Raw genomic sequence first — 23055 nt, 5'->3', positions numbered from 1 at the left:
TCACTCTCGGGCCAGACCTCGTGCGCTCGCGGACACCGGTCCGCGCCCGGCCGTACCTAGCCTCGCCCGGACGGTCCCGCTCCCGGCGGGGCCCGCGCAGCGAGGAGCAGCAGTGGTGGGCAGGAACGAACAGGTGGACGTGGTGGTCGTCGGCCTCGGGCCCGGCGGTGAGTACGCCGCGGGCACCCTGGCCGAGGCCGGGCTCGACGTGGTGGGCGTCGAGGCGGAACTCGTCGGCGGGGAGTGCCCGTACTGGGGCTGCGTACCGAGCAAGATGATGATCCGGGCCGGGAACCTGCTCGCCGAGGCGGGCCGGGCGCCCGCACTCGCGGGCCCGGCGAGCGCGTCCCCGGACTGGGGGCGGGTCGCCCGGCGCATCCGCGAGGAGGCGGTCGACGACTGGAACGACCGCGTCGCGGCCGACCGCCTCACCGCCAAGGGCGGCAGACTCGTCCGGGGCCGCGGCCGGCTGGCGGGACCCCACCGAGTGACGGTCGGCGACGTCACGTACCGGGCGCGGCGCGGTGTCGTCCTCGCCACCGGCACCCGGCCCCGGATCCCCGCGGTACCCGGGCTCGCCGCCACCCCGTACTGGACCAACCGCGACGCCGTCGCCGCCAGGGAACTGCCCGCGTCGATGATCGTGCTCGGCGGCGGCGCCATCGGCGTCGAACTCGCCCAGGTCTTCGGCCGGTTCCGGTGCGCGGTCACCGTCGTCGAGGGGCAGCAGCGGCTGCTCGCCCAGGAGGAGCCCGAGGCGGGCGAACTGGCGGCGGAGGCCCTGCGGGCGGACGGCGTCACCGTGCTCACCGGCGCGCGGGCGAGGCACGTCGAGCACGACGGCAGCGGATTCGTCGTCCGCCTCGACGACGGACAACGGCCGTTGCGTGCCGAACGGCTGCTGGTGGCCACCGGCCGGCAGGCCGATCTCGCCCCGCTCGGCGTCGACACGCTGGGCCTCGACCCGGAGGCGCGGTCGATACCCGTGGACGGGCAGCTGCGGGCGGGGGAGGGGCTGTGGGCGGTCGGCGACGTCACCGGGCGCGGCTCCTTCACCCATGTGTCGATGTACCAGGCGCAGATCGCGGTCCGGGACATCCTCGGCCGGCCGGGGCCCGACGCCGACTACCGGGCACTGCCCCGCGTCACGTTCACCGATCCGGAGCTGGGCGCGGTCGGACTGACGGAGCGTCAGGCGCGGGAGCGCGGGCTGCGGGTCCGTATCGGGGTGCAGAGCATCGCCTCCTCCACCCGGGGCTGGGTCCACGGGCCGGGCAACGAGGGGTTCGTCAAACTCGTCGAGGACGCCGACCGGGGAGTCCTCGTCGGGGCCACCTCCGCCGGCCCGGCGGGCGGCGAGGTGCTCTATGGACTGGCCCTGGCCGTCCACGCCGAGGTCCCCGTCGCACGGCTGCGGCACATGATCTACACCTACCCGACCTTCCACCGCACGGTGGAAGCCGCACTCGGAGCACTGCGCTGAGCCTCACCGGAGCCCCCGCGAACACCCCCAACGCCCCCGTACAGAAGGGGCGTTGGCGGGTCATGTCCGGCCGCGACCCCGGTGAGGCGCACCGGACGGCCACCTCGCTGGAGCTCCTCTTCGACCTCTGCTTCGTCATCGCGGTCGCCCAGGCCGCCGCGAGCCTGCACCACGCTCTCGCCGAAGGACACGCGGCCACCGGCGTCCTGAGCTTCGCCCTGGTCTTCTTCACCGTGTGGTGGGCCTGGATGAACTTCACCTGGTTCGCCTCCGCCTACGACCCGGACGACATCCCCTACCGGCTGACCGTGCTGGTGCAGATCACCGGCTCGCTCGTGCTCGCCGCCGGCGTCCCCCGGGCGTTCGAGAACGGCGATCTGCGGATCATCACCGTGGGGTACGTCGTGCTGCGCACGGCTCTGGCCGCGCTCTGGCTGCGCGCGGCCCTCGCCGACCCCGCCCGCAGAACCACCGCGCTGCGCTTCGCCGCCGGAGTGACGGCCTGCCAGGTCGGCTGGGTCGCCCTGCTGGCGCTTCCGGACGCGGCCCGGCTGCCCGGCATCGTCGTGATGATCGCGGCCGAGGTGTCCGTGCCGGTGTGGGCGCAGTCCGCCGGGATGACGCCCTGGCACCCGCACCACATCGCCGAGCGCTACGAACTGTTCACCCTCATCGTGCTCGGCGAGTCCGTCGTCGCCGTGACCCTCGCGGTGCGCGGCGCCTTCGACCGGCCCCACGCGGGCGGAGGGCTCTACGCGCTGGCGGGCGGCGGACTGCTGCTCGTCTACGGCATGTGGTGGCTGTACTTCGCCAGGCCCGCGCACACCCTGCTGGCCACCTCGCACCGGACCCACCGCCGACGCTTCGTCTGGGCGTACGGCCACTACCTGGTGTTCGCGTCGGCGACCGCGGCGGGAGCAGGCATGGCCGGGTACGCCGACCACATCACGGGCGGCGGCCACGCCTCGCCGACCGCCGCCGCAGCGGCGGTCACCGTGCCCACCGCCGTCTTCCTGCTCACCGTGTGGGCGATCCACCTGCGGCCCCACCGCGGCGCGGCCACCGAACGGATCCTCTACCCGCTCGCCGCGGCCGGCGTCGTGGCGGCCACCTGGTCCCCCGCGCCGGTCCTCGTCGCCGGAGCACTGCTGGCACTCGTGGCCGTCACCCGCGAACCGGCCGCACGCGGGGGCGACGGACCCGGGCAGCCCGGTTAGGGGCGGGGCGGCCGGGAAGTGGCCGGGCGTGGCCGCCCCGTACGTCCGGGAAGCGGCCCGGCGTGCCCGCCCCCGTACGACCGAACGGACCGGCGCGAAGCGAAAGGCGCTCCCGTACGCAGGACCACGCGTACGGGAGCGCCTTCGCGTCCGGCCCCGGGGGCGCGGGTCAGCCGGTCGCGCGCACCGCCTCACGGATGAGGTCGGCGACCGCCTTGGGCTGCGACACCGCGACCGCGTGCGAGGCGCCCGGCAGCTCGACGACCGTGGCCCCGGCACGCTCGGCACCGAACCGCTCCACGTCCGGGTTGATCGCCCGGTCGGCAGCGGCGATCAGCGCCCAGGACGGCTTGGTGCGCCACGCGGCGGCCGAAGCGGTCTCGGTGAACGCCGCGGTGGCGAGCGGACGCTGCGACACGGCCAGCACCCGCGTCACGTCCGCCGGCAGATCGGCGGCGAAGATCCCGGCGAACGCGTCGGCCCCGATGGTCACCTCGACGGCGTCCGCACCGCCCTGCACCGGGTACTTCCGCTCGACCAGGCTGCCGACCAGCTCCGACAGCGGGAAGCGGCCCTGCAGCTCGCCCAGGCTCTCGCCCTCCTCGGGGGCGTAGGCGGCGACGTAGACCAGGCCGACGACGTTCTCCGCCGCGCCCGCCACGGTGATCAGCGCACCGCCGTAGGAGTGGCCGACCAGGACGACCGGCCCTTCGATCTGCGCGGCGACGGAGGCGATGTACGCGGCGTCCGACACCAGGCCGCGCAGCGGGTTCGGCGGGGCGACGACGGGGATGCCGTCGGTCTGCAGCTCGGCGACCACGCCGCTCCAGCTGGCGGCGTCAGCGAACGCGCCGTGGACGAGGACGACGGTGGGAGTGGTGCTCATGCGGGTTCTTCTCCAGATGGGTCGATGAAGGGTCAGGAAGTGTGCAGGGCGCCGCGCAGCGTGCCGACGGCCAGCGTGATGGCGGCCTCGGCGGCGTGCGTACCGCGCAGCGCGTTGAGCATCACGAAGTCGTGGATGACGCCCTGGAAGCGCACGGCCGTCACGGGGACACCCGCCTCGCGCAGCTTGTTCGCGTACGCCTCACCCTCGTCGCGCAGCACATCGGCCTCGCCGGTGATGACCAGGGCCTGCGGCAGACCGGAGAGCTGCTCGGTGGTCGCCCGCAGCGGGGAGGCGGTGATCTGGGCGCGCTCCGCCTCGTCCCTCGTGTACTGGTCCCAGAACCACTGCATGCCGTCGCGCCGCAGGAAGTACCCGGTCGCGAACTGCCGGTACGAGCCGTTGTCGAAGGCGGCGTCGGTCACCGGGTAGAAGAGGACCTGCGCCGCCAGCGGCACGTCACCGCGCTGCTTGGCCATCAGGGTCAGCGCGGCGGCCATGTTGCCGCCGACCGAGTCGCCGGCCACGGCGAGGCGCGTGCCGTCCAGGTCCTTGGCCGCGCCCTCCCGGACGATCCACCGGGCCACCGTGTAGTTCTGCTCGATGGCGACGGGGTAGCGGGCCTCGGGGGAGAGGTCGTACTCGGGGAACACCACCGCGGCGTGCGCGCCGACGGAGAGTTCCCGCACCAGGCGGTCGTGGGTGTGGGCGTTGCCGAACACCCAGCCCGCGCCGTGGATGTAGAGGATCACCGGCAGCGGCCCGCTCGCACCGGCGGGACGCACGATCCGGGTGCGGACGGAGCCCGTGGGGCCGCCGTCGACGGTGATCCACTCCTCGTCGACCGCGGGCTTCGCGATCTCGCCGGACTGCACCTCGTCGACCGCCTTGCGGCCCTCGGCGGGGGGCAGTTCGAAGAGGTAGGGCGGGTTGGCGGTCGCCTCCGCGAAAGCGGCGGCGGCGGGCTCCAGGACCGGGCTGACCGGCGGGAGGGGCTCGGCGGGGTGGGACATGGGCGTCTCCTGAAAGCTGTGTGCGGACATGCCGGCCTGGCCGGCGGTACGGCGCCGGTCCCGCCCGGAACTCCGGGGGACCGGCCGTCACCTCACGCTAGAAGCGGTCGGCACGGGGCGATTGACGGTCAGTGCACCGCCCCTGTTCCCGCAGCGCATCGTCCGCGGACCGGCCGGGTGCGGACCGACGGGTGTGGACCGGCCGGGTGTGGACCCGCCGGGTGCGCACCGACCGCCGTCCGCCGCCCCGTCGCCGCCCGCCCGGTCTGGTCTACTGGTCGGGCGGGGGCGCGGTGGGAACAGGGGCGGTAAACAGCGTTGAACAGCGGGGTGCGCGGGGCAGGGACCGCGGACGGTCCGGAGCCGGCCGGACCGGGCGAGGAGATCGGGGTCACCGGGCGCGGCGCGGAGACCGCGGTCATCGAGGCGGCCCTGGCGAGGGCCGCGGGCTCCGCGAGGGCCCCGGGCGGTGGCGCAGCGGCGCAGGGCGCCGGAACCACGCCCGTCGGTACCTCCCTGCTCCTGCGGGGCGACCCCGGCATGGGCAAGACCGCGCTGCTGGCCGTCGCCGACGCGGCAGCCCGCCGCGACGGACTTCGGGTGCTGCGCATGACGGGCGCCGAGGCGGAGACGGGACTGCCGTTCGCCGCCCTGCACCAAGTGCTCTGGCCGCTGCTCGACGAGGTGCGCGAAACCCTCGCCACGCTCGGGGAGGAGCAGCGCAACGCCCTGGAACGAGCACTGGGGGTACGCGACGGCGCGCCGCCGGAGGGCTTCCTGGTGGCCGACGCCGTCCTCGTCCTCCTCGGCCGTGCCGCCGCCCGCACCCCCCTCGTCCTGCTCCTGGACGACATCCACTGGACCGACCCCTCCAGCGCCGCGGTCTTCTGCCACCTGCGGCGGCACCTGGCCCGGCTGCCCCTCGTCCTCATCGGGGCGACCCGACGGGAAGCGGCCGGGACCGCGGAGGACGGGCGCACCCCGCCCCGGTGCCCCGATGGCGGCGAGGCCCCCTGGGACCGCACGGTCCCCCTGGCCCCCCTGCGCGAGGAGCACGCCGAAGCGCTGCTGCGCGCCCGCCACCCCTGGCTGCCCGACCGGACGCGCGAGCGGGTGCTGCGGGTGGCGGGAGGCAACCCGCTCGCCCTGCGCGAACTCCCCGCACAGATCAGGGCCGCCGCACCCGACCACCCCGCCCTCCTCGTCGACCCCCGGGCCGCCGTGCTCCCCGAGCCCTTCGAGGAACTGCCGCTGGGCCCCCGGATCGGCGGTCTCTACGAGGACAGACTGCGCGAACTGCCCGACACCGCCCGCAACCTGCTCCTCGTGGCCGCACTGGGCGGACCGGCCGTCCCCTCCGTCGCCACGCTCCGGGACCTGACCGCGTGCGGCCTCTTCGGCGGTTCCTGGGCGGACGTGCGCACCCGGGTGGAGGACTCCGGCCTCGCACACCTCGACGCGGACCGCGACCTCGTGGTCTTCCACCATCCGCTGGTACGTGCCGGACTGGTGCACCTCGTCGCGCCCGCCCGACGCCGCGCCGCCCACCGGCTGCTCGCCGACCTCCTGCCCGCCGGTAGCACACGGCAGATCCTGCACCTGGCGGCAGCCGCGATCGGCACCGACCCCCGGCTCGCCGCACTGCTGTGCACCGAGGCGGACCGCCTGTCCGCCCAGGGCGGTGACGCCGAAGCCGCCGGGACGATGGCACGCGCGGCGGCCCTCAGCCCCGACCCCGCGGACCGGGCCGCCCGCCTGGTCGACGCCGCGCTCATGGCCACCCGTGCCGGACGCCTGCGGCTGGCCGTCGAACTCCTCGGCCGGGCCGAGTCGGAGACCCGCCCCGGGACGCCGGGCCCGGCCGCCCCGTACGCCTTCACCGTCGCCTGCACCCGGTTCCTCCTGCACGCCGACCCCGCGCCCGCGCTCGCACTGCTGCCCGCGGCCATGGAACTGCTGGTCTCACCGGCCGGGCAGGACCAGCGCGACAGGCTGCTCGAACCGGCCTTCCTGCTGCTGACGGTCGTCACCGTGCACACCGGCGACGAGCGGGCCTGGGCCGCCCTGGCACGGCACGCACCGGCGGTGTCACCGTCCGCGGCCCTGTGCCTGCGGGCCTGGACGGACGGCCTGGCGGAAACGGCCGGCCCACCGGAGCCCGTCCCGCACGGCGCACCGCTACCGGCCCCGGACCTGCTGCCGCCAGCACTGCGGGAGGCGGTGGCGGACCTGCCCGGCGACCGGGAGACCGCAGCCGCCTGGACCTTGCTCTGGACGGCCGCCGCCGTCGATGCGGTCGGCGCGTACGAGGCGGTGGCGAAGCCGTTCGTACGGCACTACGCGTTCTCCACCCACGCGTTCATCGACGGGCTGCGGTCACACGAGGACTTCCTGCACGGCCGCTGGGAAGCCTCCCTCGAGGCCTCCCGGCAGGGCGCCGAGGCCGCCGCCGAGTACGGCTACGCCTTCCACACCCTGCAGTTCCGGCTGAACGAGGCGCAGATCCTCGCGGCCCGGGGCGACGCCACCGGCCTGGCCGCACTGGAGGTCGGCCTCGGGAACTCGGCAGGGGCACTGGGCACGGGGGCCGTCGACGAGCGACTGCGCGGACTCAGGGTGCTGTGCGCGCTCGCGCACGGGAGAGCCGACGAGGCCTGGCACCAGGCACGGCTCCTCGCCCGGCCCGGTGCGGCCTCGCGACGCACCCTCTGGTCCCACCTGTCCCTGGTGGACCGCGTCCAGGCCGCCGTCGACAGCGGCCACCGGGCCGAGGCACGACGGTACCTGCGGGCGGCCCGCACCGCCGGCAACTCCCGTGGCCCGGCGCACCACGCCTTCCTGCTGGCCCTCGCCGAGGCCCTCGTGTCCGATGACCACGAGACGCGGCAGCGGTTCGAGGCCGTGTACGCGCGGCCCGGCGCGGAGCAGTGGCCCTTCCCGCTCGCCCGCGCCCACCTGGCACACGCCGGCCGGCTCCGGCAGCAGGGTGCGTACGGCCCGGCGGCGGACCACTGCCGGGCCGCGCTCACCGCCTTCACCCGCCTGGGAGCCGAGCCCTGGGCAGCGCGGGCGGCCCGGGAACTGGAGGCGGCCGAGGCGGCCGAGGCGGCGCGGCGGGCCCGGCCGGACCACCCCGCCCCGGACCGCCTTGCCCCGGCCGGTGCCGCCCTGTCCGCGCAGGAGTTGAGGATCGCCGAGCTGGCCGCCCAGGGGCTGACGAACCGCCGGATCGGCGAGCTGCTCGGTCTTTCGCCCCGCACGATCGGCGCCCACCTCTACAAGGTGTTCCCGAAGCTGGGCGTCACCACCCGCGCCGCCCTTGCCCGCGCCCTCGACGAGAGGAGCGCGCCCGGGACTCGCGGACGGGCCGCGCAGCCCGTGCCGGAGCGGGCGGACGGGGCCCTCGGCTCAGTGCTCCCGCAGCGCGCGGGCGAGAGCCGCCCGTGAGGTGATGCCCAGCTTCGGGAAGATCCGGTAGAGGTGCGCCGCGACCGTCCTGGGAGACAGTCCCAGCTCCGCGCCGACCTCCTTGTTGGTCAGCCCGGTGGCGACCAGCCGGGCGATGCGCAGTTCCCGGTCCGTGAGCCCGGCGGGAGCGGCCGTCGTGGTGGCAGACCTGTCAGAGGCGGCCGGGGGCGCCGAGCGCGGTGAGCCGGTGGCGGCCGGAGACGCCTTGGCCGGTGCGCCCGCGGCCGTACGCAGTTCCGCCTGGCACCGGTCCGCCCACGGGGCCGCGTCCAGTTCCTCGAACGCCCGCAACGCGGCCCGCAGCGGTTCGCCCGCCTCGGCCGCCCGGCCCCGGCGGCGCAGCCGCGAACCGTGCTCCAGCCGCAGCCGCGCCAGGTCGAAGACCCAGCGCCCGGCGTCCGGCACGGCACACGCCGCCGCGTACGCGGCGTCCGCCGCGGCGTCGTCCGTGTCGGACACCCCCGACGCGGTCAGGGCCGTCGCCGCCGCCAGGAGGAAGGCGTGGTGCGCCGAGATCTCGTCCATCCGGGCCGCCCGCCCGGCCGCGACCTGGGCGAGCGCCGCCGCCCTGCGCCCCGTTCGCACACTCGCCACCACGAAGTCGAAGAGCGTCACGTGGAACCAGGAGGGCCCGTGCGGCAGTTCGGCCGGACCGCCCGGCGGCATCGTCCGGCGCAGCCGGGCGTACGCCTCCTCGTGGCGCCCGTGCGCCAGCGCCACCAGCGCTTCGAGCCGGTCCAGGTGCTCGGTCACGTACCGCATCCGCGACTGCTCCGCCGTCCGGTCGATGCCGGCCCGTACCGCGCGCAGCCCCCGCTCGTCACCACGGCCCGCCAGGAAGTGGGCGTGGTAGTGGCGGAAGAGCAGGGCGTTGCAGTGGTAGCCGAGTTCCGCCGCGGTCTCCGCCGCCGCGAGGGCGTCCCCGGCCGTCTCCCAGCGGCCCTCCAGGAACGCCTGGTGGCACCGGGCCTTGGCGACGGACCCCTGCGTGGCGTACGCGTGCTCGCCGCTGAACAGCCGCCACAGGTCCGCGTCGCCCCCGTCCACGGCGGTCGCCGCCCACAGCAGCAGCCACGCGTTGCCGGTCTCGCCGCAGGCCGACGCGCGTGCCACCAGGCCGCGCAGTTCCCCCTGGGCACCGTGCGCGGTGCGCGGCGGATCCGCCCAGGCCCGCAGACACAGCCGTGCGGCGGGGGACAGATGGTCGCGGTGCAGCTCCAGGGCCTCCCACCCCCGAGGGTCACCGGTGTACACGGAGGCCAGCAGCAGCTTGAAGACCATCTGCTCGACGAGGTCGTGCGGGGCCCGGACCCCACCGGCCACGGCCCCGTCCCGCGGCGCTGCCCCCGTACCGGCCGGCCGCGGGCCCGCGTCCCGCAGCGCGGCCAGCGCCCCGGGCAGCAGCTCGAACGTCGACGCGAAGTCGATGTGATGACTCTGGTCGACGTAGACCACCGCGTACGCGAACAGCGGCGCGATGTCCGGCGGCACCCGCTCCTCGCGCAACGCGTCCACCAGCCGCGCCGCGTACGCCAGCCGGCCGCCCCTGGCCGACATCACGGCCGCCCACGTCAGCCGGCGCACCCGGTCGTCGGGGCGGGCCGAGAGGGCCGCCGCCCGGTCCAGGAGCAGCGCGGCCTCCGCGTCACCGCCGCACAGCGACATATGGGTGCCGGCCTCCTGGAGCCGTACGGCGAGCGGTTCGTCAGGGCCCTCGGCCGCGGACGCCTCGTGCAGCAGCCGACGGGGGTCGTTCCCGCGCATCCGGGCCGCCAACTCGCTGTGGGCGAGGCGCTTTTCGTTCTCGGAGGCGGAAGCGATCACCGCGCTGCGCACCAGCGGGTGCCGGAAGACGAGCCGACCGGTGTCGTCCAGCCGGGCCAGTCCGCTCGCCTCGACCCGGGCGAGCAGCCGCTCCGCGCCGGAACCGGCTCCGTGCGGCCCGCGGACGAAACCGCCCGCCGCCCCGGCGGCCCCCGCACTGTCGAGCGCGGCCCGCAGCAGCAGTTCCCGCGCGTGGGGCCCCAACGCCTCCAGCCGCCGCACGAAGAGCGCCTCCAGCCGCTGCCCCAGCGGCAGTTGGTCCGGCAGCGGTACGACACCGGAGCGCTGCTCGTGCGCCAGCTGACCGGGCAGCTCGGCCAGCGCCAGCGGGTTGCCCGCGGCCTCGGCCGTCACCCGGTCCACGGTGGAACCCGCCAGGCCCGGATGCCAGTGCCGCAGCAGCGCGCGCGAGTCCTCGCCGGACAGGGCGCCGATGTCCACCGGATGCCCGGACCAGCCCTCCCACGCCGAAGCCCCGGGCCGGCCCGTGCACACGAGAACCGCCCGCAGACCGCAGATCCGCTGCCCCACGAAGGCGAGCACCGCCGCACTGGAGGAGTCGACCCAGTGCAGGTCGTCCACCAGCACCAGCACCGGACGTCCGCGCGCCAGAGCGGCGAGCAGCGCGAGCGCGGAGGCGCCGACCATGAAACCGTCCGGCGGCAGGCCGGCGCTCAGCCCGAGCACCTTTTCGAGGGCTTCCCGCTGCCCTCCGTGCAGCACGTCCGCGAGCCCGCCCGCGGTACCGTCGCCCGCGTCCGGCCACAGCGGCCCGAGCACCTGGGTCAGCGCCCCGAAGGCGACACCCGTCTCCGACTCGTGACCGGCGGCACGCAGCACCGTGAAGCCGCGCTCCTCCGCGCGGGCGGCGGCCCAGTCCAACAGTGCGGTCTTGCCGATCCCGGCCTCGCCGCGCAACGCGAGCGCCGAACCGGTCGCCGCGGACCGGGCGCTGTCCAGGGCACGCTCCAGCAGCCGACGCTCGCGCTGCCGGCCGACGAACAGCGCGCCGCCCGAACCCTCACCCATGATGCCGACTTTCCTCCCGGCGGCAGGCCGCCCCTGATTCCCGCGTCGCGGCGCAGCCCCCGCGATGCCCCTGCGCGCACGGTCCGTGCCCCACAGCGAAGAGCATGCCCGACGGCCTCGCGCACGGTGCGGGCGGGGGCCAGGCTGACCCTTGCGTACACCCACCGAACACAACGCTTCCACCTGCACAAACACAGCACGACAGCTTCTCCCAGGGGGCCGTATGAACCCGAAGCCCGCCGCCGGGGACACCTCCGGCTTTCTCTCCGTCCGTACCTTCCGGGGCCGCGCCCCCTCCGTGGTCCGAGCCCCGGGCAACGACGTCCCGGGCCCGCACCTGACGCTCGGCCTGCTCTCCCTGGGGCGGGCCGAACTCGTCGGCCCCGGCACCGCTGTGCCCTGCCTGCCGGGGGACCTGTTCGTCCGCGACGGGACGGCCCCCTTCGCGCTGCACACCCAGGGCGCGCCGCACGGCCATGCCACGTACGAGCTGCACCTGGTGCGGATCGAGCGCCGCGCGCTCGGCCTCACCGACGCCCAGGCAGGCGCGCTGGGCGACCGGTCACCGTTCCGGGGCGGCCCGGTGGCGCCGCTGCTCGGCCCCCTGGTGGCGCAACTCGCCAGGACATCCCCCGAGCGCCCTTCGGCGGAATCCCTCGGGCTGGCGACCAGCATCGCCGAACTGGTACCCCTGCTGGCCGTCGACGACAGCCAGGGCACACCGTCCGGCGCGGCGGCCCGCGCGGGCGGCTCTCCCGCGCAGGACCGCGAGGACCTCGTACGCCGGCTGTGCGCGCACATCGACGCGCATCTGTGGGACCGGAACCTGACACCCGCGTCGGTCGCCGCCGCCCAGCACATCTCGATCCGCTATCTGCACAAGCTCTTCGAGGGCCACGGCAGGACGATCGGCCGCTGGATTCAGCACCGCCGCCTGGAGGAGGCCCGGCGGGAACTGGCCCGTCCGGGCCGCGCCGACATCACGGTGTCGGCGGTCGCACGCCGCTGGGGCTTCGCCAGCCCCACCCACTTCAGCCGCAGTTTCCGCGCGGTGTACGGCATGTCCCCGAGCGACTGGCGCGACTGCCGGGTCGCCCCGGCGGACGCGGCGAGGGCCGACGCGGCCTGAAGGACGCAGCGGGGCGCGGATTTGGGGGCGTCGTACGTCGGACGGTGCGGTACGGAGGGGCGTGCGGCGGGCCTGGATACGGAGGGATGCCGGGCGGGCTGGCACGAAGGGGCGCCCGGCAGACCGTACAGCCAGCAGCCAGCAGCCAGCAGCCAGCAGCCAGCAGCCAGCAGCCAGCAGCCAGCCGCCCGGCAGTTGACCGCGCTCGTACGTCCGCCTCAGGGCCGACCGCGCCCGTAACCCCGCCCCGTAGCCGACCGCGCGCGCTCCCCGCCACAGTCGACCGCGCTCGCTCCCCCCGGGCCCCGCTCCCTCAGCGCACCTCCGCGGACCCCGCCGTGCCTCCCGTCGCCGGCTCCCCGTGCCCCGTGGCCCCGCCCTGCGCCGGCAGCACTTCGGCCGGCAGCACTCCGACCGGAAGCACTCCGGCCGGCAGCTCCCCGGCCGACACCCGGCGGCGCCACTGCTCGGGCGGGTACCCGTGGACCGCCTTGAACGCGCGGCTGAAGTGCGCCGCGCTGCGAAAGCCCCAACGGGCGGCGACCACCGCGAGGGACGGACCGACCCGGCCGCGCCGCGCCAGTTCCTCCGCGCACCGTTCGACCCTGCGCGACTGGATCAGCCTGCCCACGGTGACGCCCTCGCCCTCGAAGAGGCGGTGCAGATAGCGCACCGAGATCCGGTGTGCCGCCGCGATCTGCTCGGCCGACAGGTCCGGGTCGCCCAACTGCCGGTCGATGTAGGCCCGTACCGCCGCCACCAGGTGGCCCGGCCCGTTCGCCGAGGGGACGTCACCGGCCTCACCCGCCTCGTCGACCAGGGCGGCCACCAGGTCGGTGACGAGCCCGCCGAGCCGTTCGCGCACCGCCGCGGGCGTGTGGTCGGGCGAATCGCGCAGAGCGGTCCGCTCCAGGTGGGACAGCAGTGCCGGCAACGGCACGGCGAGCCCGCCGGGGGCGGTGAAGACGCGCGCGGTGACCGAGCGCAGGGCGCCGGCCGAGACGTACAGGGCGTGCACCGGCAGCCGGAACAGGACGTAGGAGGCGTCCGCGCCGGACGTCAGCGAGAAGTCCCCGCGCAGATCGACGAGCGCCAACTGCCCGTCGCTGACGCGGGCCGTACGGCCGTCCTGGGACAGCTCCAGGACCCCGCCCCGCTGGACCAGCAGGGCGACCGCGTCCCCGGACCCGTCCGACACCGTAGGTGCGTCCCGTACGAGACGCAGCGGCCCGGTGGTACACCTCAGCATCCGTACGTAGCCGAAGTGGTGCGCCGTCACGGTCCCGACCGCCCGGTGGCCGGGGTCCGCCGTCGTCACCGGCGCCAGCCACCGCGAGAGCGCCGGAGCCACCATCGTGGCGGCGGCGGTGACCGAAGCGGCCACGGGCCCAGACCTCGCACTCACAGGGATCCTTCCGTCCTGAGCGGGTCGCCACGGTGACGCCCCCTCCACCGCACTCTGCGACGGCCGCCCGGCGGGGCGTTAGGTCAAATGACTGTGCCGTTCCCGATGCGTCACGGGACGGGCCCGCGGGGCGGCGGCACCGGCGTGCGTCCGGCCGCCCGGTGGGGCCCCGGGGCCGCCCGGTGCGGCCGCGGACCTCCCGGCGGCCGACGCCCCCGAAGTGTGCACGCAGGGACAGGGACAGGTACGGCTGCCCGGCCCGAACGCCCCGACCAGCACCTATGGTGGGCCGGGGCGTTCGGTGGACGGCCCGTGACGTACCCGCGCAGGAGGCCCCGTGGAACCCGTGGACGTGCCCGCCGCCATGGCGGCGCCTGCCCTCGAACGAGGGGCCCGCGACTTCCTCAGGGCGCACGCCTGGCCGTCCTCCCCGGACATCCGCGATGAAACCGACACCGCCTCCCGTGCCCGCATGGCGGCCCTCTGGGACAGCAGCGGCGAGGACGACCCCGACGTCGAAGAGGAGTGGCTGGCCCTGCCCGACGAGGACGGCAGGCGCATCCGGGTGCGCATCCTGCGCCCCGCGGGCAGCGACGAGCCCCTCCCCGTGGTGCTCTACCTGCACGGACTGGGCTGGATGCTGACCGACGCTACCGCGCACCGGCAGTTGGTGGCGGACCTGGCGCTCGGGGCGGACGCCGCCGTCGTCGTCCCCGAGCACGACGGGCCGCAGGACGCCCGGTACCCCGCTGCCGTGGAACGGGCCTTCACGGTCGCCCGGTGGATCGCCCGGCACGGTGCCCAGTCCCGGCTGGACGGCGCGCGCATGGCGGTCGTCGGCGCCAGCGCGGGCGCCCAGCTCGCGGCGGCCCTCACCCTCGTGGCCAAGGAGCGCGGCGGGCCCCGCTTCCGCCACCAGGTGCTGGTCTGCCCGGTGACCGACGGCGCGATGGACACGCCGTCCTACCGCCAGTTCGCCGACGGCTACTTCCTGAGCCGGGCCGCCATGCACCGCTACTGGCAGCAGTACGCGCCGGACCCCGCGACCCGCCTGGACCGCACCGTCTCACCGCTGCGCGCCGAGGCCCACCGGCTGCGCCTGCTGCCGCCCGCCCTGGTCCTCACCGCCGAGGCGGACGTGCTCCGCGACGAGGGCGAGGCGTACGCGGCGCTGTTGCGCGAGGCGGACGTGCCCGTGGTGTCGGTCCGCTACCAGGGCACCATCCACGGCTTCGTACTCTTCGACGTACTGCGCGGCACGGACGCCTCCCGGGCGGCCCGCATCCAGGTCACCGACACGTTGCACGCCTCCCTGCACGCGGTCTGACGGCCCGCCCGCAATCGCGCCGGGCGCCGCGACCGGCCCACCCCCCCCCGGCGGGCCGAGACCGCCCCCCCCCGGCCACCAGCACGGAGATCAGCCCCCCGCCACCGGCGCGTCCCCGGGGCCGCGCCGCCGGCGCCATTCGCTGGGCGCCGCCCCGAACGCGGCCTGGAAACGGCGGCTGAAGTGGCTCGGGCTGCGAAACCCGCACCGCGCGCCGACCGCCGCGACGGTGAGCCGGTCGTAGCGCGCCTGGACCAGCATCCGCTGCGCCTTGGCGAGCCGCTCGCCGATCAGCCACTGCTCCAGACTGATGCCCTCCGCGCCGAGCACCTGGTAGAGGCGGCGTACGGAAATGGCGTGCGCCGCGGCGATCTGCTCGGGCGTCAGCCCGCTGTCGGCGAGGTGCCGACGGACGTAGGCCTTGACCCGGGTGACCAGCGTCTCGTCCAGAGCGGACCGGACCGCTTCGGTGGGTTCGGCGTGAGCAGCGGAGAGCAGCAGCGCGCGCACGAGCCCGGTGGTCGCGGTCGCGAGGGCCGCCGCCCCGGGATCGCCGTCGAAACGGCTCGGATCGCGCCAGACGGACCGCAGGTGGTCGAGCACCAGGCCGTACATGGGACTGGCCCGCAACCGCAGGGACGCCTGCACGACGGTCTCCGTCGGCACGTCGAGGCGGTCCATGTCGAACATCATCGCCTGCGAGGCACCGTCGCCCGACCAGCCGTACTCGCGGGGCGACAGCTCGTGGAAGACGCAGATGTCGTCGGGCCCCAGCAGCCTGCGCGTACCCGCGACCTCGGCCCGGTGGACTCCCAGCGTCTGGAGCGACACCGACACCACGGGGCTGCTGCGGTGATGGCGCACATGCTGGTCGGTGCGCCGCACACCGAAGCCGGTGTTGCGCGTGGCGAAGAGGTCCAGGTCCCCCACCCGCCACGCCTGCATGCGCGCGCGGATGCCGTCGGCGGGCTCCTCGTGGAAGACGTCGTTGGGCACCATCGAGTCCGTCAGCGCGTACCGAAAGGCCTCCACCCGCTCGCGCGGTGACACGGTGTCGAGGTCGAGCAACAGCACAAAGCCCCCAGAGGCTACCCAGGAGGTGCCCTTCTGCGGCACCCGCGCCTTGCCACACCCGGCCCCCGAGGCAAGGCCTGAATCGTACTGCCGCCCGCCCTCCACTCCTCGCCGCCCACCACCCCGACCACCCCCGCTGACCAGCGACGACAGCCCCGGCCCCCTCCCGTTCCCGCTCACGCCCGCCGTGGCCATCACCGCCGTCACCGCCATCACCGCGAGGCGGACGCACGGGAGCGCCGCGACGGCAGCAGCCGGGCTTCGACGGCGGCGGCGTCGGCGCTTCGCCGATCCGATCCGAAGTAGCGCTTGCCGGACCCGAACACGACCGGGATGCCCCAAGTCGGTGCACGCCGACGAACCGGGACCGCAGTGGAGCGCCGCAGCACGGCAGTGATACGCATGCGGCGTGACCACCTCGACGACAAGCACCCGTGACCAGCCCATTGATGCCGTTCTGTGCGACATCGACGGAGTGATCCGCTTCTATGACACCGCAGAGGTGACACGCCTGGAGGAAGCGGCGGGCCTCCCGGCGGGCACCACGGCCGCTGTCGGATTCGCTCCGGAGAACGACCTGCCGCTTCTGCTCGGGCAGATCACCCGAGAGCAGTGGGCGCGGTCGATCGCTCGTGACCTCGGCACCCGGGTGCCGTCGACCCAGGCCCAGGCGCTGGCGAAGGCGTTCACCGAATCCAGCTTCTGGGCGGACGAAGCCGTCGTGGGCCTCCTGCGCCAGGTCCGGGAGCACCGCCCCGTCGTCCTCGTCACGAACGCGACACCCTGGCTCGACGAGGACCTTGAGCTGCTGGGGCTGGCCGATCTCGCGGACAGCGTCGTGAACAGCTCACGCGTCGGCGTCGCGAAACCGGACCCGCGCATCTACGAGATGGCGGCGGAAGAGGCCGGAGTACGCGCCGACCGGTGCCTGTTCGTGGACGACCGGCAGGAGAACACCGACGCGGCCGGCGCGCTCGGGATGGCCACGGTGCTGTACCGCACGGCCGGGGATCTGCGGGAGGCCCTGGCGCAGGTGATGCCGGGCGATGCCGCGCCCTGCTGAGCCGCCGCCCAGGGACAGGAGGCCACCCCTGTTCGATCTGTTCGGGCGCGCGATAGGTTGCCCGCCATGACCGAACTGGGCTCCGTCACATGGCCACCCGCACCCCTCACGACCGCGCGGCTCGTTCTCCGCGCGCCCGAGGCCCGGGACCGTCCGGCGTTCATCGAGCTGCTGGCGTCGCCGGAGGTGCACACCTATCTCGGCGCGCCCCGGCCGCGTGACGAGCTGGAGCGCAGGATGCCCGAGGTGCCCGAGCGGTGGCCCGGCGGTTTCGTCGTCGAGCTCGACGGGGCGATGATCGGCCAGGTCCTGCTCAGGAGAGCACCGGAGCACGGCCGCCCGGCAGCAGAGGGGAAGGTCGATCTCGGATACCTCTTCCTGCCCCGGGCGTGGGGATCCGGGTACGCCGCCGAGGCGTGCGCGGCGGCACTCGGCTGGTTCGACGGCGTCCTGCCCGGCGAACCGGTGGTGCTCCACACCCAGACCGCCAACATCGCCTCGATGCGGCTCGCGGCGAAGCTGGGCTTCACCGAGGTGGAGCGGTTCCACGCCTGGGACGCCGAACAGTGGCTCGGCCTGCGGCCCCCGCCCGCACCCTCCGCCTGACCCCCTGCCAGACAGTCAGGACGGATCAACGGAGCCGGGTCCGGGCCTTGCCCCCTGCTCACCCGGGCCTCCGGCGAGCCTCCTGCACCTCGCGGTGGACGGCCCAGGCGTCGGCCACCGGGCCGAGGTGGGCGAGCTTGTCGGGATTGAAGACGGAGCGGACGGTGCGGACCTCCCCGTCCAGCACATCCAGGACGAAGACGCGCAGCACGTTCCCGTCGCGATCCCGAAAGAGCGCGCCCGGCTGGCCGTTGACCGGGCGCGGCGTGCAGGTGATGCCGGTACGCGCCATCAGGGGCTGCACGGTGGCCAGCAGCCGCGCGACGTTCCGGGCGCCCGCGACGGCCCTGGCCAGCTGCGGCGCCTTGCCGCCCCCGTCGCCGACGAGCTCGACGTCGGCGGACAGCAGGCTCCGCAGCCCGTCCATGTCGCCCTGCGCCATCGCGTCGAAGAACCGCCGGGCCAGCTCGTCGCGCTCCTCGCGATCCGCCTCGAACCGGGGCCGGCCCTCCTGCATGTGACGCCGTGACCGTACGAGGAGTTGGCGGCACGCCGCCTGCGAACGGCCGACCGCCGCGGCGACGTCCTCGTACGTGAAGGCGAAGACCTCCCGCAGTACGAACACCGAACGCTCCAGCGGACTGAGCCGTTCCAGAAGCAGCAGCGCCGCCATCGACACCGAGTCGGCCAGCTCCGCCGCGCGAGCCGGCTCCTCGTACGGGTCGTCGAGCAGCGGCTCGGGCAGCCACGGCCCGACGTACGCCTCACGCCGCACCCGCGCGGAACGCAGCACGTCGATCGAGATCCGGGTCACCGTGGTCGACAGGAACGCCTTGACCGACACCGGCTGCACGGACGAGGCGTCGTAGCGCAGCCAGGTCTCCTGCACCGCGTCCTCCGCCTCACCGACACTGCCCAGCATCCGGTACGCGATCGAGAACAGCAGCGGTCTCAGTTCCTCGAACTCCTCTGTCCTGCCCATGCCTTGCTCCCCCCTGTACGAACACTCCGGATGGATCATGGCACTTCCCGCCCCGGCCAGGGAGGTTCGACGGAAAGCGGGTGCGTGATCACACCCCGGCGGAGTGTGATCCACGTCTCCCTGGATCTTGGCGCCGCGATGTCACAGGACGTTCCACTGCCTCGTCCCGGGTGCAGAGGAACTCGATCAGGGAGCTGCTGATGAACGTCGCGCCGTGGACCACCGCCGGAGTGCCGTACGCCGGTGCCGCCGGGTTACGCCTGCGCCGGGGCGAGCGCGCCACGGTCACCGGCTGACCCGACGCCCCCTTCCCCCTCCCCTCCACTCACCCACGCACAGAAAGACCACCGTCATGGAGACCCTCCGGTATGTGTTCCTCGTCTTCCACTTCTTCGGGTTCGCCGCGATCCTCGGCGGCATCTTCTACCAGCTGCGCGGCAAGGACCCCGTGACCGGCGGCTACATGGTGTCCAGCGCGGTCGTGCAGCTGGTCACCGGGGCCGGTCTCATCTGGACCCGGCTCGCCCTCGACCTGTCGGTGCCGCACGCGAAGATGGGCGTGAAACTGGGCCTCGACGTCCTGGTGGCCGTCATCGCGCTGATAGGAATGCGCACCAGAGCGGCCTGGGCCTTCTACGCGGTGGCCACGGTCACGGCAGCCGCGGTGGTCGTGGCCGTCGTGTGGAAATAGCGGCGTCGGCTACCCGCCCGTGGCCCGGGTTTCCCGGTCCGTGGTCCGGGCTTCCCGGTCCACGGCCTGCCAGACCCGGTCGCGGGTGAACGGCGTTTCGGTGAAGCGGATGCCGGTGGCGTCGCGCAGCGCGTTGGCGAAGGCCGGTGCCACCGGGTTGAAGGGGCTCTCGCTCATCGACTTGGCCCCGAGCGGGCCGATCGCGTCGGTGGTCTCCATGAAGTGGACCTCCGTGCGCGGCACGTCCGCGTACTGCGGGAGGCGGTAGCGGCGGAAAGCGGCCGTGGTCACCTCGCCGCGCTCGTCGAGCCGTACGGTTTCGAAGAGGGTGGCGCCCAGCGCCTGCGCGACGCCGCCCTCGACCTGGCCGCGGCACTGCAAGGGGTTCATGACCTTGCCCGCGTCGGCGGCGTGGACACTGCGCAGGATCTTCATCTCGCCGGTGTCCGGGTCGACCGCGATACGGAACCACTGGGCGTTGAAGGCGACCGAGCGCGGAGAGCCGCCCCAGTGTCCTTCGGCCGTCAACTCGCCCTGCGCGCCCGCGGCGTGGGCCGCCTCGTGCAGTTCCTTCAGCGTGACGACCCGGCCCGCGCAGTCGACCGACTCCGGCCCCAGCGTGCACAGGTGGCGGGCCACTCCCGTGTGCCGGGCCGCGAACGTCTTCAGACGGCCGGCCAGGGACTCCGCGGCGAGCAGCACCGCCTTTCCGGCCACGACGGTCCCGGCGGAGCCGAATGCGCCGGTGTCGTGGCGGACGACGTCGGTGTCGGACTGCCGGACGGTGATCCGGTCGACGGTGGTGCCCAGGGCCCCGGCGGTGATCTGCTTGTGGACGGTGGTGGTGCCGTTGCCGAACTCCGCGGTGCCGACCGCGATGTCGTAGGTCCCGTCGGCGAGCAGGCCCACGGTGGCGTCGGCGTAGTGGCCGCCCGGCGGGCCGGTGGCGATCATCGCCATGGCGGCGCCCTGCCCGGTGAGCCAGCCCTCGGGCACGTCGTCGGCGCTCCGGTCCCCGGCGATGGCTTCGCGGACGATGCCCAGGCACTGGGCCAGGCCGTAGGAGGCGATGTGCAGGTCCTCCTCCTCGCCGATGGGGCTGAGCATGGGGTCGCCGGGGCCGATGATGTTCTTCTCGCGGAAGGCGAGCGGGTCCAGGTCCAGGCGGCGGGCCAGTTCGTCCATGGCGGACTCGACGGCGAAGGTGACCTGCCCCAGGCCGTAGCCGCGGAAGGCGCCCGCGGGGACGGCGTTGGTGTAGACGGAGTACGCGTCGACCTTCTTGTGCGGGGCGCGGTAGACGGCGAAGGACTCGCCGACACTGTGGAACATGACGGCCGGGCCGTGGTTCCCGTAGGCGCCGGTGTTGGCGACCACCCGCATCCGGATCGCGGTCAGTGTCCCGTCGGCGCGTGCGCCCAGCTTGACGCGGACCGTGAACGGGTGGCGGGTCGTCGCGCCGAAGAACTGCTCGGCGCGGGTGAATTCGAGCTTGACCGGGCGGCGCAGCTTGAGCGCGGCGAGGGTGACGATGTCCTCGGTCAGCATCTCCTGCTTGCCGCCGAAGCCGCCGCCCACCCGGCCCGCGACGACCCGTACCTCGTCCTCGGGGAGACCGTGCAGCGCGCACAGGGCGCGCCGGGTCAGAAAGGGCGTCTGGGTGGAGGAGCGGACGGTGAGCCGCTCCCCGCCGCCGTCCTCCTTCGGTTCGAAGTACGCGACACAGCCGTGGGTTTCGAGACTGGCGTGCTGCACCCGCTGGGTGCGGAAGGTCTCCTCGTGGACGACAGCGGCGTCGGCGAATCCGTCCTCGACGCAGCCGATCTCGCCGTGCACCTCCCCGGCGATGTTCCGCTCGACGCGGGCGATGCGCGCCTCGGCGCCCTTGCCCGCGTGGATGGCCGGCGCACCGGGCCGCATGGCCTCCTCGGGGTCGATGACGTAGGGGAGTTGCTCGTACGTCACCTCGACGCGCCGGCAGCCCTCCTCGGCCGCCTGCTCGCTGTCGGCGACGACGGCGGCGACCCGCTGCCCGACGTGGCGGACGGTGTCGTCCAGGACGCGGGTGTCGTCGGGATCCTCCGTCGGGTGCTCGTGGCGTGCGCTGGAGTAGAGCGTGGCGGGCGCGTCCTCGTGCGTGAGGACCGCCCGCACCCCTGGCACGCGCAGCGCGGCGGAGGTGTCGACGGCCCGGATGCGGGCGTGCGGGTGCGGGGAGCGCACGAGCTTCATGTGGAGCAGGCCGGGGATCTCCACGTCGAAGGTGTAGCGGGCCGTACCGGTCACCACCTGCGGGCCGGCCGGTGCGCCCAGGCTCCTGCCGACGGCCTTCCCGGCGTCGGGCCGTTCGGTGTGCCTGACGCCGCGCACCGCGTCCTCGATGGCGCGGTATCCGGTGCAGCGGCAGAGGTTGCCCTTGAAGGCGCGGGGCAGGTCGTCGAGCTTGCCGTCGTCGTGGGCGCGGCCCCTCTCCTGTTCGAGGGCGGCGGTGGTCATGAGGAACCCGGCGGTGCAGAACCCGCACTGGAAGCCCTGCGCGTCGAGGAACTTCCGCTGTACGGGGTGGAGTTCGCCGTCCGGTGCGGCCAGGCCCTCCACGGTGGTGACCGACCGCCCTTCGGCGCGTACGGCCGGATAGAGGCAGCTGTGCACCGGCTCGCCGTCCACGTGGACGGTGCAGGCGCCGCAGTCCCCGGCGTCGCAGCCCTTCTTCACCCCGAACCAGCCGCGTTCGCGCAGATAGGTGCGCAGGCACTGGCCGGCCCGGGGCTCGGCGTCGCAGGGCTGCTCGTTGACGTGCAGGTGGAAGCTCATCGCACACCGTCCGGGGTGAGTTCGCGGCGGATCTGCTCGGCGAGGTGGAGGGCCATGTGCCGTCTCCAGTCCGGCAGCCCGTGGATGTCGTCGAACCAGTCCGCCGCACCGACGGCCGACTCGATCGCCGCCCGCAGGCGCTTCCGGTCCGGCGGCAGGGCGAACCAGAGCCGGAACGGGCGGGTGGTCGCGGCCGTGAGAGTCACGGCCAGCGAACCGTCCAGCGGGTCCAGGGTCCCGATGACGAGCGCCCCGGAGCGTCCCAGACCGTAGAGCGAGGCCTGCCGGAAGGCGGTGCGGCAGCGCAGGGAACGCGCGGGAATCGTCACCGAACGCAGCAACTCGCCCTCCGCGAGGACCTTCCGACCGGCCCCGGTCACGAAGTCGGCGGCACGCACCCGCCGGAGCGAGCCGTCCTGTGCCAGCAGCAGGCAGTCGCCGTCGAGGGCCGCGGTGAGGGAGATCATCGGGCCGGCGGGCAGGGCGTTGCAGAGGTTCCCGCCGACGGTCGCCATGTTCCAGATCTTGAAGGAGGCGAGGAAGGCCCGGCAGCACTGCTCGAACAGCGGGGCCGCGGGTGCGCCCAGCGTGCGTCCGAACCGGGAGAGCTGCGTGATCGTGCAGGTCGCCGCGATCTCCAGGGAGCCGTCGGGCCGCACCCGGACCGGCTCCCAGCCCATGCGGCTCAGGTCGACCAGCCGCAGCAGGTGCGGCTGGGGTTCGGAGAAGAGGTACGTGCCGCCGCCGAGCCAGGCGTCGCCCGGCCGCCAGGGCTCGTGACGGCGTGCGTCCCGTACGTCCAGCACCGTGTTCAGATCCATGTCCCCACCGCCGTATGCCCGTTGGTTGCCTGCCTCAGTTAAGCGGGGCCCACGGCCGAAAACGACTGGTCCACCACACGGAAAAGCCGCCCCCGCACCCCGCCCGCCCTGGTGGATCCACCAGGACGCATTCCCCTGCCCCGGCCTGGCACCTACGATGCCCCTGCCCGTATTCACCTGGTGGATGTGAGAAGCCGGAGTCAGGGTCCGGTGCCCGCACAAG

Annotated in this window: 16 protein-coding genes; 8 read left to right on the top strand and 8 right to left on the bottom strand. The window is 74.5% G+C overall.

What is annotated here, in order from left to right:
* Nucleotides 1-115 precede the first annotated feature (115 nt).
* Complete coding sequence (locus ACFYVL_RS01635; RefSeq protein WP_389240613.1) at nt 116-1483, top strand: dihydrolipoyl dehydrogenase family protein; 1368 nt, start codon at nt 116-118, stop codon at nt 1481-1483.
* A 62-nt stretch (nt 1484-1545) separates the two neighbouring features.
* Complete coding sequence (locus ACFYVL_RS01630; protein WP_389240611.1) at nt 1546-2700, top strand: low temperature requirement protein A; 1155 nt, start codon at nt 1546-1548, stop codon at nt 2698-2700.
* 169 nt (nt 2701-2869) lie between these two features.
* Here ACFYVL_RS01630 and ACFYVL_RS01625 read toward each other — a convergent pair whose 3' ends face one another.
* Complete coding sequence (locus ACFYVL_RS01625; protein WP_389240609.1) at nt 2870-3586, bottom strand: alpha/beta fold hydrolase; 717 nt, start codon at nt 3584-3586, stop codon at nt 2870-2872.
* Nucleotides 3587-3618: 32 nt separating this feature from the next.
* A complete protein-coding gene (locus ACFYVL_RS01620; protein ID WP_389240607.1) occupies nt 3619-4599 on the bottom strand; it encodes an alpha/beta hydrolase in 981 nt (326 codons plus the stop codon).
* A 330-nt stretch (nt 4600-4929) separates the two neighbouring features.
* Here ACFYVL_RS01620 and ACFYVL_RS01615 point away from each other — a divergent pair, with 330 nt between their 5' ends.
* Complete coding sequence (locus ACFYVL_RS01615) at nt 4930-8046, top strand: AAA family ATPase (RefSeq protein WP_389240605.1); 3117 nt, start codon at nt 4930-4932, stop codon at nt 8044-8046.
* Here the strand turns inward: ACFYVL_RS01615 and ACFYVL_RS01610 are convergent.
* Nucleotides 8008-10920 (bottom strand): AAA family ATPase, encoded by a 2913-nt coding sequence (locus ACFYVL_RS01610; RefSeq protein ID WP_389240603.1) that lies wholly within the window; start codon nt 10918-10920, stop codon nt 8008-8010. The two genes, ACFYVL_RS01615 and ACFYVL_RS01610, sit on opposite strands and share 39 nt — an antisense overlap.
* A 223-nt stretch (nt 10921-11143) precedes the next feature.
* Between ACFYVL_RS01610 and ACFYVL_RS01605 the strand changes: the two genes are divergently transcribed.
* Nucleotides 11144-12049, top strand: coding sequence for an AraC family transcriptional regulator (locus ACFYVL_RS01605; RefSeq protein WP_389240601.1), 906 nt, complete (start codon nt 11144-11146; stop codon nt 12047-12049).
* A 313-nt stretch (nt 12050-12362) separates the two neighbouring features.
* Here ACFYVL_RS01605 and ACFYVL_RS01600 read toward each other — a convergent pair whose 3' ends face one another.
* On the bottom strand, nt 12363-13433 hold the full coding sequence (locus tag ACFYVL_RS01600) for a helix-turn-helix domain-containing protein (protein WP_389240599.1): 1071 nt from the start codon (nt 13431-13433) through the stop codon (nt 12363-12365).
* A 385-nt stretch (nt 13434-13818) separates the two neighbouring features.
* On the opposite strand from ACFYVL_RS01600, the gene ACFYVL_RS01595 reads away from it, so the two are divergent.
* Nucleotides 13819-14781, top strand: coding sequence for an alpha/beta hydrolase (locus ACFYVL_RS01595; RefSeq protein ID WP_389241296.1), 963 nt, complete (start codon nt 13819-13821; stop codon nt 14779-14781).
* A gap of 90 nt (nt 14782-14871) precedes the next feature.
* On the opposite strand, the gene ACFYVL_RS01590 is transcribed toward ACFYVL_RS01595, so the two are convergent.
* On the bottom strand, nt 14872-15855 hold the full coding sequence (locus ACFYVL_RS01590; RefSeq protein WP_389240597.1) for an AraC family transcriptional regulator: 984 nt from the start codon (nt 15853-15855) through the stop codon (nt 14872-14874).
* 409 nt (nt 15856-16264) lie between these two features.
* On the opposite strand from ACFYVL_RS01590, the gene ACFYVL_RS01585 reads away from it, so the two are divergent.
* Entirely contained in the window at nt 16265-16918 is a 654-nt protein-coding gene (locus ACFYVL_RS01585; RefSeq protein WP_389240595.1) for an HAD family hydrolase, read from the top strand.
* Between the two features lie 66 nt (nt 16919-16984).
* Nucleotides 16985-17524, top strand: coding sequence for a GNAT family N-acetyltransferase (locus tag ACFYVL_RS01580; protein WP_389240593.1), 540 nt, complete (start codon nt 16985-16987; stop codon nt 17522-17524).
* 58 nt (nt 17525-17582) lie between these two features.
* Here the strand turns inward: ACFYVL_RS01580 and ACFYVL_RS01575 are convergent, their stop codons facing one another.
* On the bottom strand, nt 17583-18506 hold the full coding sequence (locus ACFYVL_RS01575) for an RNA polymerase sigma-70 factor (RefSeq protein WP_389240591.1): 924 nt from the start codon (nt 18504-18506) through the stop codon (nt 17583-17585).
* Nucleotides 18507-18858: 352 nt separating this feature from the next.
* Here ACFYVL_RS01575 and ACFYVL_RS01570 point away from each other — a divergent pair, with 352 nt between their 5' ends.
* A complete protein-coding gene (locus tag ACFYVL_RS01570) occupies nt 18859-19197 on the top strand; it encodes a hypothetical protein (protein ID WP_389240589.1) in 339 nt (112 codons plus the stop codon).
* A 9-nt stretch (nt 19198-19206) separates the two neighbouring features.
* On the opposite strand, the gene ACFYVL_RS01565 is transcribed toward ACFYVL_RS01570, so the two are convergent.
* Together ACFYVL_RS01565 and ACFYVL_RS01560 are read right to left on the bottom strand one after the other, a co-directional pair.
* Nucleotides 19207-22011: a molybdopterin-dependent oxidoreductase gene (locus ACFYVL_RS01565; RefSeq protein ID WP_389240587.1), complete on the bottom strand. Its 2805-nt coding sequence runs from the start codon at nt 22009-22011 to the stop codon at nt 19207-19209.
* Nucleotides 22008-22832: an FAD binding domain-containing protein gene (locus ACFYVL_RS01560; protein WP_389240586.1), complete on the bottom strand. Its 825-nt coding sequence runs from the start codon at nt 22830-22832 to the stop codon at nt 22008-22010. The genes ACFYVL_RS01565 and ACFYVL_RS01560 overlap by 4 nt, the downstream gene beginning before the upstream one ends.
* Nucleotides 22833-23055 lie beyond the last annotated feature (223 nt).

This window comes from Streptomyces sp. NPDC004111, from assembly GCF_042874215.1.
In the GTDB taxonomy this organism is placed as follows: domain Bacteria; phylum Actinomycetota; class Actinomycetes; order Streptomycetales; family Streptomycetaceae; genus Streptomyces.
Note: the sequence above shows the minus strand (reverse complement) of the source record. Positions and strands in the feature narration are given on the sequence as shown.